We start from the raw sequence: 14,687 nt of genomic DNA on the forward strand, positions 1-14,687 counted from the left end.
CTGCGGCCCTACCGGGCCCGCCCCGCCTTCCCCGCTCGGCCAGGAGCGGGAATCCGCCAGTGGGAGCACCTGCTGGCCAGTGCCGTGAGAGACCGGAATGCGGCAACCGGTACAGCAGTCAACGGCTGTCACAGCGAGCGTCGTCCCCGGTTGGGCCTGACACCAGGCCCGCAACCCTCAGGTGCGCGGTAGCCGACCGGGGTGCGCATCGCACGGGGCAGGGACACAGAGCCCGGCTTCGCGGGCGCGCATCGGATCGCCCAGCGGGTCCTGGCGGAGGGGCCGCCGACCACGTGCCCCGCATGGTCCTGGCACGGCGCGCGCTCGGTTCACAGGTGACAGCAGCCTGCGGTGCCATGCTCGCACGCACCCCTCCAGGGTCGAGCTGTCCCGGGGCGGGCTTCCGTGCGCTCCCGGCGTGCTGATGCGCGCTCTTCGCCTTGCTCAGCGGGCAGGCGATGATGAGGCGTGTGCAGGTGGAGCGGCGCGCCCTGGGGTGATTCCTGCCGGGTACGACAGTCCGGCGGGAGGGCGGGCGCGCAACAGGAAGGGCGGGTTCGGCTCTAGCCGCGCTGGGCCCACCAGACTATGAAGGAGACAAGCGCGGCGCCGGCCGCGGTGCCGGCACCTTGCAGAATGTGGCCTGCGGTGGTGCGGCCCCATGAGCGCCAGTGCCGGTGTGCGACGGCACGGATGACGTGCGGGGAAGAATCGGTAGACTTCATTGCGTAGAGTGTCCTTATCGCTACGAGCAGGATGCTCTGCCTAGAGGGAGCCCACGGCCGGATGCTTGCCGGCTAGGCCATGGGCTCCCTTTTATGCACCCCTGAGAGAAACGCATTTCCCATTGTGGGCGCATAGTGTTCTTTGAGCTGATTTATTCCATTTTATGTTGTTTTTCGGCTTTTCTGGCCAGGCGGACAACTTGCCTGGATTTCCGCCTTGCCAGGCGTGCGGCATTCACTCATACTTCCCGTGCCGTTTACGGGGAGCCTGGAGGTGCAGTGGTTCGTCCGGGAGATCACTGGAAGAAAAGCTCTTACAGTGAAAGTGGCGCCTGCGTGGAGGTCGCTTTCCGTGATGCTTTGCTGATTCGTGATTCAAAGCATCCTCCGCAGCCTGGTATTCGATTCACGGCTGCGGCATGGTGCAGTTTCGTCGGGGCGGTCCAGGCGGGTTTCTCCTCTCCGTCGTCGGATCTCTAGGAAGCTGCGGCCTCGGCGGAGCCGAACAACACCTCGCGAGTGATCGGCTTCGCCCTGGTCTTCTCAACGTCCCAGAAAGCGTCCAGGTAGTCGGCAGGCTCTTTCCGGTTGCCCGAGACAGCAGCCCGCTCATTCAGTAGAGCCTCACCGCCGGGCCCTTCGAGATAGGCGACCAGGTCGTCATTTTCCGTCGCGAACTCGAAAATCTGGTACGGGGTACGGAACAGCGGATAGACACCCTCCGCGAACGGAACATAGAGCACGGTGACGTTGGGCTGCTCATTCACCCTGAGCAAGGTCTCGTACTGCTGGCGCATGACCGCATCGCTTCCCACCACGCGCCGCAGCACCGACTCATCGAGGATGAAGAAGAACTCCGCCTCGTTGACCGCCAGCGCTTTCTGCCTCTGCATGCGCAGCTCCACCCGTAGCTCTAGCTGGCGCGTGGCGGCATCGTCCAGCTCGTCCTGCAAAGCGCGCAGGAGCGCCCGGGCGTACTCCTCCGTCTGGAGCAGACCGGGCATCACGTTGCGCTCGTAGTTGCGCACGATGGAGGCTGATTCCTCATAGGCGATGTACGCCTCGAGCTCGGGGCTCATCACCTCTTTGTAGGGCGCGTACCAGGACGGCTGGCGGGCTTTGCGCGCCAGTTCGATGAGGTCGCTTCCGTCCGAGGCCTCGATGCCGTAGCGGGATACCAGCGCCATCGCGTCGGTGACGCTCACCCCGATCTTCCCGTTCTCGATCCGGATGACCTTTGAAGGGGACCAGCCGAACGCGTCAGCGACCTGCTGCTGCGTCAGCCCCGCAGCCTCACGCCCCTTCTTCAGGCGGTCACGCAACCGCTGTCGCAGGAACATCGGGTTTTCAGACACGCTCACAGCATCCCTTTCCGGTCCAGACACCGACATAGCCGCAGCACAGCACCAGGCTGTGACCGCGGCTGCGCGTCAGGTTACCGGGACGCCACGCAATCTGCCTCCCAGCCGAGCCGACCATGCCATCTGGATGCGCGGCAGATTGAAGCCGAGCAGCATACATACCGCCACAACCCGCTGTGGCGGATTCCCATGGAGCAGTGTGCTGACTGCCGGAGAGCACTATGACCTTCAACCATAAGTCGAGTTGCTATGTAGCAGAATTCTCCATGACAGCCAGCATCCCGGCAAGAGGCAACCCGGCATGCCACACCCAGGTGCTGCCCCGGCATCCTCTCTGGCGTCGGCAAGCACCACCCGCCACATCACCACGCTCGACCTTGGGTGGGCTACGGAGCGAGCCATCGCGATGCCTACCGCCTGCAGCAGCCGGACGCGGCGGCTGTCATGCAGTCCCCGCATTGATCGCTCCGGATCGGCCCACGTCCGGCGGCGGGTAACGCAAGTCGCAGCGGCGCGGGCCGGCGAAACACACAACGGCACCTCGCGCGAGTGGTCGGGGGCGGCCAGCGACGCCTGCGATCTCGCTGATGCCGATGTCGTCATCGGCAAGCGCTCCCTTCGGCCACACAGCCCTCATAGGTGTCGGCTCCCGCGCGAACTCCCGGCTACCAATGCTCGACGGCATCAACAGATGGAGTCGACAGCGAAGTGAGCGATGCCGCAGCAACCCTCAGCGCCAGAAGCGACCACCGACCCCCCGGCTCGCTTCCCAGTCCGCCCTATGCCTTCGAGGCGCGCGGCCGCGCGTTTGTGCTGTGGCGTTTCTGCTGATGAATTACTGCACCCGCCCGGGTGACAGGGCCTTCCACGCCCTCCCTGCTCCCGGGGGTGAGCCGCTACAACCCAGCTGTGATCAAGAAACTGCCTCGGCTTGCCCTCGTGCTCGCCCTCTCAGCGTTGGCCGCTGCGACCCCAGCCTCCGCTGCCCCGCTTTCACTTCCAGCCGGCTCGGCCACTCTGGCCCCGCCCGCGGCCGCTCAGGAGGTGCCGCTGTTCCAGGCCCTGGAGTGGATCGGCGAGGCCGCCGAGAGCCGGGACGGCTACAGCCGGGATCTGTTCAAGCACTGGAACAAGGGTCTCAACCCGACTGACGGGTGCGACACCCGCAAAGAGGTCATCCTGTCGGAGGCCAAACTCGCTCCGGAAGCCGGGGCGCGATGCGCGCTGTCAGGCGGGCGCTGGTTCTCCGAGTACGACCAAGTATGGGTGACCGCGGCATCCTCGCTCGACGTCGACCACATGGTTCCGCTCGCCGAAGCCTGGGACTCCGGCGCCTCCGCTTGGACGGCAGCCCGACGCGAGGCCTACGCGAACGACCAGGGAGCACCGACCTCGCTGATCGCGGTCTCGGGCAGCTCCAACCGCTCCAAGAGCGACAAAGACCCCGCCGACTGGCTCCCCGTAGAAGCCTTCCGCTGCGAGTACGCCAGCGCTTGGGTGGCCACCAAACTGCGCTGGCAGCTGCCCGCTGATCCGGCCGAACGTGACGCCCTGACCCGCCTCGCGGAAACCTGCCCGGATACCACCGTCACCTACGAACAAGTCCCCCTATAACCCAGGGGAACGAGCGGCGCAGCGTAGACAGGCCACCGGCGGCCTCACCGGTGAATGGCCGGCATATCCCCAGGTGTAGGTGGGCGATGGCTGCCACGGTAGCGGTGACACTTCTTGGTGTGACCTTTCGGCTCACCTGTCGTTGGGCACCACAACGCGGACCTCCCCTGGACGCGTGCTGCAGATGAGGGGCCCGAAGCCTGCCCGGCCCGGGCCCTTCAGATCTCCGCGTCTGTCGGGCTCTCTCCTCTGCGCGCGGTGTACGCCGCGGGCTTTCCTCCTCGATGCGCCGGCCCCCAGGGCGAGATCTCCCCTTCTGGGCTACGTCCCCAGCGCGCCGACAGCTTTCCCGCCATCGTCAAGGCCGTCGCCAGCGGTGCTTTCGCCCCGCACTGCACCAGCCCCTCGGCTTCAGCCTCGACGGGTTCCTCGACAAAGCCGAAGCACTCACAGTGGCGCAGGGAGTGACACCGCGGCGCTGGTTCGCCACATGAACCGCCTCCTCTGTCCAGTGGGGCCGCCCCTGAAGCCGCTGATACGGGTGGTCGGCATCAGATTGCCACCGCGCTGCCGGTTCTGCGGACGATCGCGAGACATTTCGAGGCCCCGCTGGTACCGCCAGGGAGCGCTCACCTTCCCGGGAATGTGAAACGCTATCGGCGGTTGGGCTGCGGTTTACCGCCGCTCGGCGGGAGGGCCGGCGTCGGCCATGAAGCCGGGTCCGGCCGGGCATTGCAGCCTTCGTTGCCGTAGCGGCAGAGGCGGGAAGCCGGCCTGGGGTCATCTCCGCAAAACGAAGCGGCGCACGAGCCCGTCATCGGGTCGCGCGCCGCCGTCATGTCACGCCAGGAGCGCTCACGCTCTGGCTGGCCCCCAGTTTGGGGCTGGTGGATCAGCGACGGAAGTCGCCGTGGTGCCCGCCGCGACGGTGGCCCCAGGACTCGTCGTCGATGAAACGGCCCCGGTCGTTGCGCAGGGTGGCGGTGTCGCGGTCGTTGTTCCACACGTAGGCGCGGCGGTCCTGGTAGAGGTCGGTGCGGGTGTCACGGCCGACGCCGGTGTGGATGCGGACGGTGGCACGGCCGGCCAGGCGGTAGTCGCCGAAGGTGTAGGTCTTGCCGGACTCGTCCTCGAGGGTCCAGCCGTCGAGGTTGACCGCGTTGCGGGTGGTGTTGGTCAGCTCCACCCACTCCTTGTTGAGGGAGCGGTTGGAGCGGTCGTCGCGTCCCGGGGAGTCGTACTGGACGGCCGAGATCTCCACCTTCGCCCGGGCCGGGCGGGCGTGGTCGGCCGCGGTCGCGGGCAGCGCCGCTACGGAGACGAGGGCGCCGGCGGCAAGTGCGGCGGCGGCCAGGCGGCGGGCGGTGACAGAAGACGTCAAGGAGTCCCCCTGATAGAGCAGGCACCACTCCCCCGTATGCCGTCATGGCTGCGGAACGGGGGCGGTGCGGTGTGCGGAGGGCGGCCGGGCCGGCCGCGCACCCACACTCTGACTGCCGCGCCCGAGGATTGGGAGGGAAAAATAGTCTGTGTTACTTGTTGTCCATATTTCTGTGACTCATGAATGTATCGTTCATTTATGCCGTTGATGCACGGAGTTGACGCCTTGTCGGAGTCTGCGTGCTTGCCACTGCTGGCCGAGGGCCCCTCCCCGTCCCCGCCACCGCGCTGCGGGCCAGGCCGGCCGTCACCCGAAAGTGAGTAACACCGCGGAGTCGATCAGCGCTGAGCTGGTGTGGTCCGGCCAGGCAAGTCCACCGGATCCAAGACCGGGCTCATGCCGTCCGCTCGGGGGAATCAACCGATCTCCCCGTTCTGCAGTTGGGTGGAAGCAGGGTCAGCTCTGTGGTCGGGGCATGGCCTTGGCCTGGCTCTGTTCACGAGAACCGACAGCGAATGTTCGCCAGTCTCGGCAGCACGGAATGGTCCGGAATCTTCGAAGGATGGTGGCCTGATGACACCTGTCAGACCTCGGGCCTAAGGTGTGCCGGTGATCTTCAGAAGGAAGCAGAAGGCCGCGGACCTGGCCGCCGTCATATCAGAGCTGGAGCAGGCCGTGGCCGCTCGCGACGGTGGCCGCACCGAGCGTGCGTTCAAAGCGGCGATGAGTGGCCTGCAGTCGGCAACGGGCACCGAATGCGTGCCGGTGGGACCCCGGTTGGCCGCGCTACTGCCTGCCTTCCCGCCCACCGGTCCGCGCCCGATGCTGGCGATGATGGCCGGCTTCTGTGTGGAACGCGGTGCCGATCCGGCGGCGTGTGCGGAGCCGGTCCTCGACGGCACCCATCGGGACCTGCTAGATGCCCTGGAGTTCGCCCGCCGCTGGGCCGACGCCGGCGGTGCCGAGGACGAACTGCCAGAGGCCGACGAGAAGATCATCGACGACGCGCTGCTGGCCCGGCTGGGTGGCGAGGCGCACGAGGCGTTGCGGCTGGCACTGGCCTGGTGCTCGGTCGAGGAGTGGCAGCCCCCCGCGCTGGCCGTGCTGTGCCGCAGCACCGAGGTGCGCCGACGGCACGCATCCGCGCTCCTCCCCGCCTGCCGCGACCTGGCGGCCCTGGAGCGGCACGACCTCAAGTGCCTGGCCTACGCGCTGGCGATCCTGGACGACGAGCCCCTGGTGGTGTTGCACCGGCCCACCGGGACCGGGTTCGAGGTGCGCATCGGAGGCATCGGGGACAACTTTCAGTTGCACACGTTGCTCGCCCACCTGCTCGTCGGTGGCGGCCACGTGCCCGGCACCGCACCGTCGGCGGAGAGCGTCCGCCTGGCCACGGACCCCGAGCCCGCTCAAGGGCGCACCGGGGCCGTCGCGACCGGAGCCTTCGAACTCCTTGCCCCGGACGGGGAGCGGATCTGGAACGAGGGACTGCCCGACGACATCCCCGTTGTGGAGGGACGCCGCCTGCTCGTGCTGGACGAGCCGATGTATGCGCGCAGTTGGAACGCCGACCGGTTTTTCCCGATGCTCCCAGGGACAGCCGAGCTGACGCGTGTGCTGTCCGCCGACGAGGTCCAGACCTGGTTCACCTACACCTGCTGGACGTCCTGACCCGCTCACCCGGCGCCACCGATCGGCGTCGGCTGCTGCCGCAGTCAGAAGTCGGATTCGGGCCTGGCTTCTATCGGACAAGAAGCGCGCCAGGGTGCTGTCGAAATTGCTGAGCATCTGCTGTCGATTTTCGTGAGCGGAACCAGCTTGGCCAGTTGTCTGCCGACGTCGATGAGGACCTCGTTGCGTTCGATGGCCCCGTATGTCTGCTGCCGTCCGGTCACCGGTTCGTGGACACGAACCTCGCTGTGCGGGCCGGAGCACATCAGGGCACGGGCGATGTGCGGCAGGTCCAGGCTGAGGGCGTCGCATTCGCGGTCCCGGATGAGCTGGAGCAGATCTGTGGTGACCGCCTCCCAGTTGCCGACCTTCGGCCAAAGGCGCCCTTCGTCCAGTTCGTGGGTGAGCGTGGCGAGCGGCACAATCTCGCCTGGTCGGCGGCCGCGGGTGAGGCGGTCGTAGATGCGGGCGCCGTCGGGTTGCCGGACACGTGGGTGCAGCAGGCAGGCTGCGGCGACGAGCGAGGTGTTGATCTCCTGGCCGACGGCTGGATGGTAGGCCTCGTGGGCGAAGAGCAGGTACACCTCGCTGATGGGCTGCTCGAAGCCGTCCTGGGGCATGTCAGCTTCCTCCTTCAGGGGCAAGGCGGGGGCTCGGTTGTGGGCTTGAGGGTCGGCGGGCCTGAATGGCTGTCCCCGGCCGAGCAGTTCGTGCTGGGCCGCGGCTGCGTCGTGTTGCGGGATTGTGTGGCAGGCCTGAAAGGCGAGTTGGGGTGCCATGCGCTCGCGCGCGATGAGCGAGTTCTCGGATCGGGGGCGGGCCTGTGGCCGGTCGCGCACGGCATGCGAGCGTGTCCCCCTGTGAGCGCTCGCGGCTGGTGGGCAACGTCTGCCGCCGGTGCGGGGGCCGTCACAGGGTGCCTTCCTCCAGCAGCCGTCTCGATGCGGTGGCGCAGGTGGTGCAGCGGCCAGCGCTCCCGGGACGGGCCCGCCGGGGCGTCGGGCCCGGGCAAGTTCGGCACAGGGGCCAGCCCAGGCAGGCCGGGCAGAGGTCTTCTCCGGGTGCGTTTGAGGGAACGCCGCAGCCGGCGCATTCGGCGAGCGGCCGGTGGGTCAGGGCCTCGGTCACCGTGCGTGTGGCAGACGCCGCGGGCTGCTCGGCTGGCTGCCACTGCCGCGGTTCGGCTTTGCTGATGTCGCCATGGTGGTGACGGCTCTCCAGCATGGCGGGCGGTGGGTAGGCCTGAGCCGCCCGCAGGCGGGCGGCAATGATCGCACCGACGGTGGTGCGCACCGGCTGCGGCAGGGGCCGGTAGGTGATGAGATGCCACAGCTGCTCGCGGCTCCAGCCTGCCTCCAGCATCACCGTGGCCATGCGGCCCTGATCGATCAGGGCTTTCCCGGTCAGCAGGAGTGCGGGATGGGTTGCTGCGATCTCAAGCAGCAGCTGGATCCCGGGATGCATCTCATCGGCCGGGAGCGCGGCTGGTGCGTCCGGCCGTTGAGATGCTCGGGGGGTTCGCGTGGCGTCGGTGTGGTCGCACGGAGGGAGGGCTCTGGTCTTCTGCTTGGTGGTGTTCTTTCGGTTGGTGTTCTTGGTGGGGCGGTCAACCGGCGTCGGGTTGTCCACCGGTGGGTAATCCGACACCGGTTGTGACCTGCTGTGTTGCAGGCTGGGCAGGTCGGTGATGAAGTACGCGGCCGCGCCGAGGGTGCCGTCGGGGTTGCGCTGGCGTTCCCGGAGCAGGAAGCCGTGTTTTTCCAGTTCCCTCAGGCCGCTCGTGATGGCTGCCTCACCGTCGCGGCTGCAGCGCGCCAGATGGGTGACGCTCATCCGCCAGCCGTCGCGGTGTGTGCTGATGAACCCGAAGATTCCTTTCGCCTTGAAGGAAAGCCTCGGGTCGCGGAACAGGGCGTTGGCGATCTGGGTGAACCGGTCCGCCGCCATCACGCCGCGGCGGAGCCCCGCCTCGAAGCAGGAAGGCGCCCCACCCGCTCGTGCGGCGGTGGGCACCGGCCTGGTCGGCGCGGCGTAGCCGGTGCCGGCGGGGGCGGGGCGGTCCGTGATCGAGTACACGCTCTCGCCGAGCGTCCCGTCGTCATGCCTGAACTGTTGGCGAAGGAAGTAGCCGTGCTGTTGCAGTTGGTTCAGGCCGTCGCGTACGGCGTCACGTCCGTCGGGTCCGGCGCGCACGAGGCCGGCGACCGTCACGTGCCAGCCGGCGCGGTGGGTGCTGATGCAGCCGAAAATCCCTTTCGCCTTGAAAGACAGCTCCGGGTCGCGGAACAGGCTGTTGGCGATCTGGGTGAACTGGCCCGCTGCCATCACCCCACGGCGGATCCCCGCCCCGAGGCGGCTCATCGTCCCTGGCTCGGGCTCCGTGGGCGCGCGGCTGACGTCGCGCAGCGCGGGCGCGTGGCGGCCGGTGCCGCTGTGGGAGGTGACGTGAGCGAGGTCCATGCCGTCAGCTCACCCGGCGCCCCCGACCGGGCTGACGGCCACAGCACCCGACCACCGGTCACGATCGGGCAACGTGCGCAGGGTGCTGGCGTGGTCGGGCTCATGGTCGGGCTGACCACGGCTCCCTCCCGCGGCCGCTCGCAGGGTGCGCCCTCGCGGTGCTGAACGGCACGGTCGCCCTGTGCGCAGTCGGCTCCGATGCGCTTGCCGGGTGCTGCGCATGCGGCCGGCTGTGCACAGCCTTTCGGGCGCTGTCGAGGGTGCTTTGCGCACGTGGCAACCTCGTGCGCGCCGGGCCTTGGACAGCCTCCGTACGGGAGCGGCGCGGCAGCGGGCCTTCGGCGGCCTCCTCCTCTGCATCCCGGGGCCCGCCCTGGGCTGTTTTCGTCTCTCCACTTTTGTGCCAGCGGTGAAGGGCTCAGGCAGGCGGAAGTCGCGCCCGGGGGCCATGGTCGGGGCTGTGGTCGGGGCGACCATGGCCTCGACCACAGGCGTTGTGGCCGCATCGTGACCGCGGTCGGGGGCGCACGGTCGATGGTCAGGTCAGGGTCGGCGGGTTTCCTCAAGGTCAGCAAGTACACGTTCTGACCTGGGAGTTTGGCCATGTCCCCTGGCAAGCAGGCCTTGGAGAGCGCGTCGGCTGTCCCGATGGCCGCAGGCGCGCGGTTGGAGAAGATGAGGCGGCGCGTGCGCCTTTCACGCCTGGCTCTGTTCACCGCGATCGCGGCCGGCCCCCTCGCTTTGGGCATCGCGCTCGTGTCCGGTCCCCCTACCGTCACTGCAGCCACCTCGCACAAGCCGGCCGCCGTGCGCAGCGCGGTCACCGCGGCCGACCCGGCGGGCTATGCGCAGATGTTCCTCGAGGCGTGGTTGCGCAGCAGCGCCGACGATGCGAACAGTGCGCAGGCGCGGCTTGCTCGCTTGCTCGCGCCGGACGTCGATCTGCCGGACCCTGGCTCTGGTGCGCAGCCGAAGGCGGCAACGGTGACCGCGGTGCGCAGCGTGCAGCAAGGAGCCGACGGGTGGACGGTGACCGTGGCTGCGCAGTACGCCGACGGACGTCTGCACTACTTCGCCGTTCCCGTGGCTGCCGACGCACGGGGGGCCTCGTTCACCGTGACCGGCGCCCCCGGTGTGGTGGCCGGACCGGCGCGCGCCGCGGTGAGCAGGTCACCGTTCAAGGTGAGCGTGCCGCTGGACGGTGATCTGTCTTTGGCCCTGGGGGAGTTCTTCGGCGCGTACCTGACGGGGGCCGGCGGGGTGGACCGCTACCTCGCACCGGGGATGAAGGTGCCGACGCTCTCGCCCGCGCCGTACACCGCGGTCACCGTCCAGCAGGTGTCCGCCGACGACGAGGCCGCGGTCGCTGGAAGGTTGCCGACCGGCGGCGCGGCAGTGCGTGTCCTGGTCCGGCTGGAGGCCCGCGATATTGAGGGCCGTTGGCCGCTGGCGTACCGGCTTGCGCTGAAGGCCCGTTCGGGCCGGTGGGAAGTCGCAGGCCTGGAGGCGGGGGCCGCTCAGGACGGTGGCGTGCGGTGAACACGGTGCACAGCCTGGTCCTCGCGGGGCAGCTGGACGACCTGGGCAACTCCTGGATCACCATGTTCAAGGGCTGGGCGGCCAAGGGTCTGCAGGCCGGTCTGCTGGTCCTCGTCGTCGTCACCATGATCCAGAAGTTCTCGTTGAAGGCGGGCATCGGCGCCCTGCTGCTGATGGTGATCGCGCTGGGGCTGTACAACGCGCGCGACAGCCTCGCGGGCATGTTCGAGGACGAGGTGAAGAACCCCTCTCAGGGCGCACCCGCCGTTCCGGGCCCGGTTCGCTCTGAGCTGGCGGCCTCCGCTGGCTCTTCGCCCCGTACCGGGGGCGGGCTGTGACGGCGCCCACTGGGCGGGTGAGCCGCTTCTATACCGGCGCGCGCCGTCATCCCTGGGTCCTGGGGAAGGTCGCCGACTGGAAGATCCCGCTGGGCCCGTACACCCCCGCGCAGATCGGGGTCGCCGTCGGCGGCGGCTTCCTTCTCCTCAAGAGCGTCGGCTGGTGGTCGTGGATGGGGCCGGTCCCGATCGTCGCCTGGCTGCTGACGATCTGGGTGGTGCGCCGGCCGAAGATCGCAGGGCGTGCCCCGGTGCAGGCGGCTGTGGGGTGGGCGATGCTGGGCTGGCAGCCTCGCGCGGGGCGGATCGGCGGGCGGGCCGCCCGCGATCGCGCTGCCCGCCTGCTGCTCGGCGGTTTCACGATCGAGGAAGCGCCCTCGCCCGCTGCGGCGGCAGCCTCCCGGGCGGCTGTGCAGGGTGCGCCCCGGGTATCGCGGCCGGCCGCGGCCGCGATCTTCTCGTCCCCCCACCGGCGCACCAAGGAGCCGCATGCTCACGCAGCGCCGGTGCGGGCGCTCTCGGGTGTGCAGCAGCTGCTCGCCCTCGCCGGGCAGGGCGGGGGTGTGCGGTGAGGGTTGCGATCCGTCACATCGCCGGGAACCTGGTGTGGTCGACGCAGGGCAGCGTGTGGGCCCTCTACCGCCTCCACCCGGGCGCCGACGCGCAGGGGCAGCACGAGGAGAGCGTCCAGGGCACCTACGTACCGGCTGCCGTCCATGACGAACAGCTCGCCAAGATCACGCATTTGGTGCGGTCACTGTCCGGGACACCTCGGTTGTTCGGTCTGTGCGCGCAGGTCGATCCGGGCGAGATCGCCCTGCGCATGATCGAGGGCATCGAAGCGGACCCGGCCTACGATGCGGGCCGGCACCCATGGGTGGAGCACGTCGAGGCCGCTCTGGAACTGCTGGACGGCCAGGAAATGCACCGCCGCACGCTGTGGCTGGCCGTGCCGTTGCAGACCGGCAGCGCCCGCCTGCAGGTATCGGCGTTCCTCGGCGCAGCGTGGGCGGGGCTGTCCGCGGTGCTGGGCCTGCGGCCGGCGCCGGTGGCACGGCATGAAGTGATGTCCTGCCGGGAGGAGGCCGGCCGGGTGGAGGCCGCGCTCGCCGGCGGCATCACCGTGCGTCCCGCCCGGCCGGCGGAGATCGTGTGGATGGTGCAGCACGCCCTGCACCGCGGGCTGGCGGAGCCGCTGCTGGCCCAGGCCGAGGCGAGTGAACAGTACGGGGGGCATGTCCGCGGCGGTGTCCTGCGCTCCCCCAGCTACGCCGACCTCGGCCAGGTGCGCCTGCAGGAAGGCGGCATCGACGGCGGCTTCGACGACACCGGCCTGCACAGCGCCGGTCGTATCGCGCGGCCGGGGCGCACGCCCTGGTGGCGGCTGAACACCGGCTCGCCGCTCGGGCGGCGGTGGCTGCAGGTCGAGACGGACGCCGGGGTGGGCTACCAGGCGCAGCTGGCGCTGGCCGAGTGCCCGCCCGCCGTCAGCCAGGATGCCGCTGATCTGTTCGCCCAGCTGGAGCTGCTCGACTTCCCCGTCGACTACACGATCGATCTCACCCTCGTGCCTGCGGAGAAGGCCCGCGAGCAGGTCCGGCGCAAGAAGAACGAACTCATCGACCAGGCAGAGCAGTACGACGCCCGCCCCACCGGCATGCCCGCTTCCCTGACCGAGGCCGCCCGCGACCTGGGCGAGCTGGATGCCCGCCTGTCGCGCACCAGTGTGGAGGTCGAGGTGCAGTCCGTCACCGCCTTGACGGTGTGGGGGCCGACCGCGGCTGTCTGCGACGCCCGGGCCCGGGCCCTTGCCGCGCTGCTCGGCGGCGCCGACTACCGGGCCGTGCGCCCGGCCGGCTGGCAGGAAACCCTGTTCACCTTGGGCCTGCCCGGCACGGTGCGGCCCGCCATGGTGCGGGAGTTCACCCAGCACCAGGTTTCCGAAGACTGGGCGCTGGGCGGGGCTTTCACCACGGCGCAGGTCGGCGACCCGGACGGCATGTTCCTCGGCATTGACCTGGACAGCGGCACCACCCGACCGGTGATGATCAATGTGGCGGATGCGCCCAAGGTGGATGCGTCGGCGTCGATGGGCATCATCGGGGATCTCGGCGCGGGCAAGAGCGTGCTGCAAAAGCTGATCGCCGAGGCCGTGTGGGCGCGCGGCGGCAGTGTGATCTGTATCGACCGCACCCCTGTGCGCGAGTGGGCCGCCTTCGCCCGCACCGCCGCGAAGGGCCGCACCCAGATCATCGACGCCGCCCGGGCCGAGATGTCCATCGACCCGCTGCGCATGTTCGACGGCCCTCAGGCCCGCCACTACGCCCTGTCCTACCTGACCCTGCAGCTCGGGATCGGCCCGATGAGCACCAGCGGTGAGGTCCTGCACCACGCCGTGGAACAGGCCGCCGCCGGCCCCCGGCCGTCCATGCACCGCGTGGTCGAGGTCCTCGAGGAGATGGCCGCGCGCGGGGAGGGCAAGCGGCAGGACACCGCTGCCACGCTCGCCGCTCTGGTGCGGGTCGTGGCAACCCATCATCTGGCCCGGATGGTCTTCGACCCGCATCTGCCGCCCGTACGGCTGGACGCCTCCGCCGGCACCGACATGATCGTGATCACCACGGCCGGGCTGAGGCTGCCGCCGAAGGCAGCGTTCGACAAGGCGGAGGTCTTGCACCAGCAGCCGCTGGAGGCGCTGATCGGCCGCGCGGTGCTCTATCTGATCGCCGCACTCGCCCGGCAGAGCGCGTTCGAGGACCCGGCGCGGTTCACCGCCGTGGTCCTGGACGAGCTGTACTGGCTGACCTCATCCGCCGAGGGCACCGCACTGGTCCACGAGATCCTCCACGACGGCCGCAAACACGGCGCGGGACTCCTGGCGGGCTCGCACGACGCCGAGGAACTGGGCCCCGACCGCGGCCTGATGGCCTACCGCGCCCTCGCGCGCACCACGGATCGTGAACGCGCCTGCCGCGGACTGGAGTTCGTCGGACTCGACCCGGGCGACCCGCATCTGCTGCGGCTGGTGACCACCGGCCTGTCCCCGGTCGGTCACCCGGGCCGCGAGGGCGAATTCCTGCTGACCTGCCCGCGGCAGAACACCGGCCGTATCAAGGTCGCCATCCCCCGCATCGCACGCATCACCACCTCCATCACCACCACGCCGGGACGCCGCACGAACGCGGCCCCGCCGCCCGGACCCGCCGTCGGCGAGGCCGCGGATGCCCCCGCGAAGGAGCACGCCTGATGACCTGGTCTTCGCAGGAGCGCTCCCGGCGCATCGCCGCGGCCGCGAGCGCCCTCATCGTGATCACCATCGTGGCGCTGGTCATCCTCGCCCTCGAGGCAGGCCTGCCGCACGCCTGGTGGCCGCACACCGGTCAGGCCTTCACCACCGGCGCCCGCCCCGCAGGCGATGAGCGGTGCGCCCGGATCGTGGGCCCGGCCAAGGCCTACTGCGAGCGCGGCGCCACACACACCACCGCCAGCCGCCCCGACGTGGCCGGCGCCGCCTGGAAGGTGGCATCCGGCGCAGCCGGCGGCGCGGCCCTGCTGGTGTGGCGGCTGCGGTGCACCACAGGGCAAAGGCGGCCCTGAC

At 69.6% G+C, this 14,687-nt stretch carries 12 protein-coding genes; 8 read left to right on the forward strand and 4 right to left on the reverse strand.

Annotated elements, in window-relative coordinates:
* The first annotated feature begins 1,004 nt into the window (after positions 1-1,004).
* Positions 1,005-1,205, forward strand: a complete 201-nt coding sequence (locus Saso_RS36615) for a DUF397 domain-containing protein (RefSeq protein ID WP_189928039.1) — start codon at positions 1,005-1,007, stop codon at positions 1,203-1,205.
* Here the strand turns inward: Saso_RS36615 and Saso_RS36620 are convergent.
* Entirely contained in the window at positions 1,202-2,080 is an 879-nt protein-coding gene (locus Saso_RS36620) for a helix-turn-helix domain-containing protein (protein WP_189928013.1), read from the reverse strand. The two genes, Saso_RS36615 and Saso_RS36620, sit on opposite strands and share 4 nt — an antisense overlap.
* 915 nt (positions 2,081-2,995) lie before the next feature.
* Here Saso_RS36620 and Saso_RS36625 point away from each other — a divergent pair.
* Complete coding sequence (locus Saso_RS36625) at positions 2,996-3,700, forward strand: HNH endonuclease family protein (protein ID WP_189928014.1); 705 nt, start codon at positions 2,996-2,998, stop codon at positions 3,698-3,700.
* Positions 3,701-4,592: 892 nt separating this feature from the next.
* Here the strand turns inward: Saso_RS36625 and Saso_RS36630 are convergent.
* A complete protein-coding gene (locus tag Saso_RS36630) occupies positions 4,593-5,081 on the reverse strand; it encodes a lamin tail domain-containing protein (RefSeq protein ID WP_229901579.1) in 489 nt (162 codons plus the stop codon).
* 609 nt (positions 5,082-5,690) lie between these two features.
* On the opposite strand from Saso_RS36630, the gene Saso_RS36635 reads away from it, so the two are divergent.
* On the forward strand, positions 5,691-6,752 hold the full coding sequence (locus tag Saso_RS36635; protein ID WP_229901580.1) for a hypothetical protein: 1,062 nt from the start codon (positions 5,691-5,693) through the stop codon (positions 6,750-6,752).
* A gap of 44 nt (positions 6,753-6,796) precedes the next feature.
* Here Saso_RS36635 and Saso_RS36640 read toward each other — a convergent pair whose 3' ends face one another.
* Both Saso_RS36640 and Saso_RS36645 read right to left on the reverse strand, forming a co-directional pair.
* The gene (locus Saso_RS36640) at positions 6,797-7,372 is read right to left on the reverse strand and encodes a hypothetical protein (protein ID WP_189928016.1); all 576 of its coding nucleotides are present in this window, start codon (positions 7,370-7,372) and stop codon (positions 6,797-6,799) included.
* Between the two features lie 289 nt (positions 7,373-7,661).
* Positions 7,662-9,113, reverse strand: a complete 1,452-nt coding sequence (locus Saso_RS36645; RefSeq protein WP_189928041.1) for a hypothetical protein — start codon at positions 9,111-9,113, stop codon at positions 7,662-7,664.
* Positions 9,114-9,815: 702 nt separating this feature from the next.
* On the opposite strand from Saso_RS36645, the gene Saso_RS36650 reads away from it, so the two are divergent.
* Genes Saso_RS36650 through Saso_RS36670 form a run of 5 tightly spaced genes read left to right on the forward strand, consistent with a single transcriptional unit; the run spans position 9,816 to position 14,686 of the window.
* Complete coding sequence (locus Saso_RS36650; protein WP_189928017.1) at positions 9,816-10,751, forward strand: conjugal transfer protein; 936 nt, start codon at positions 9,816-9,818, stop codon at positions 10,749-10,751.
* Complete coding sequence (locus tag Saso_RS36655; protein WP_189928018.1) at positions 10,748-11,089, forward strand: hypothetical protein; 342 nt, start codon at positions 10,748-10,750, stop codon at positions 11,087-11,089. Before Saso_RS36650 ends, Saso_RS36655 begins: the two co-directional genes overlap by 4 nt.
* Positions 11,086-11,661, forward strand: coding sequence for a hypothetical protein (locus Saso_RS36660; protein ID WP_189928019.1), 576 nt, complete (start codon positions 11,086-11,088; stop codon positions 11,659-11,661). The genes Saso_RS36655 and Saso_RS36660 overlap by 4 nt, the downstream gene beginning before the upstream one ends.
* Positions 11,658-14,336 carry an ATP-binding protein gene (locus Saso_RS36665; protein ID WP_189928020.1) on the forward strand — a complete coding sequence of 893 codons (2,679 nt, stop codon included), beginning with the start codon at positions 11,658-11,660 and terminating at the stop codon, positions 14,334-14,336. The genes Saso_RS36660 and Saso_RS36665 overlap by 4 nt, the downstream gene beginning before the upstream one ends.
* Positions 14,336-14,686, forward strand: coding sequence for a hypothetical protein (locus Saso_RS36670; RefSeq protein ID WP_189928021.1), 351 nt, complete (start codon positions 14,336-14,338; stop codon positions 14,684-14,686). Before Saso_RS36665 ends, Saso_RS36670 begins: the two co-directional genes overlap by 1 nt.
* Position 14,687: the final 1 nt, after the last annotated feature.

Source organism: Streptomyces asoensis, assembly GCF_016860545.1.
GTDB classification, from domain to species: Bacteria; Actinomycetota; Actinomycetes; order Streptomycetales; family Streptomycetaceae; genus Streptomyces; species Streptomyces asoensis.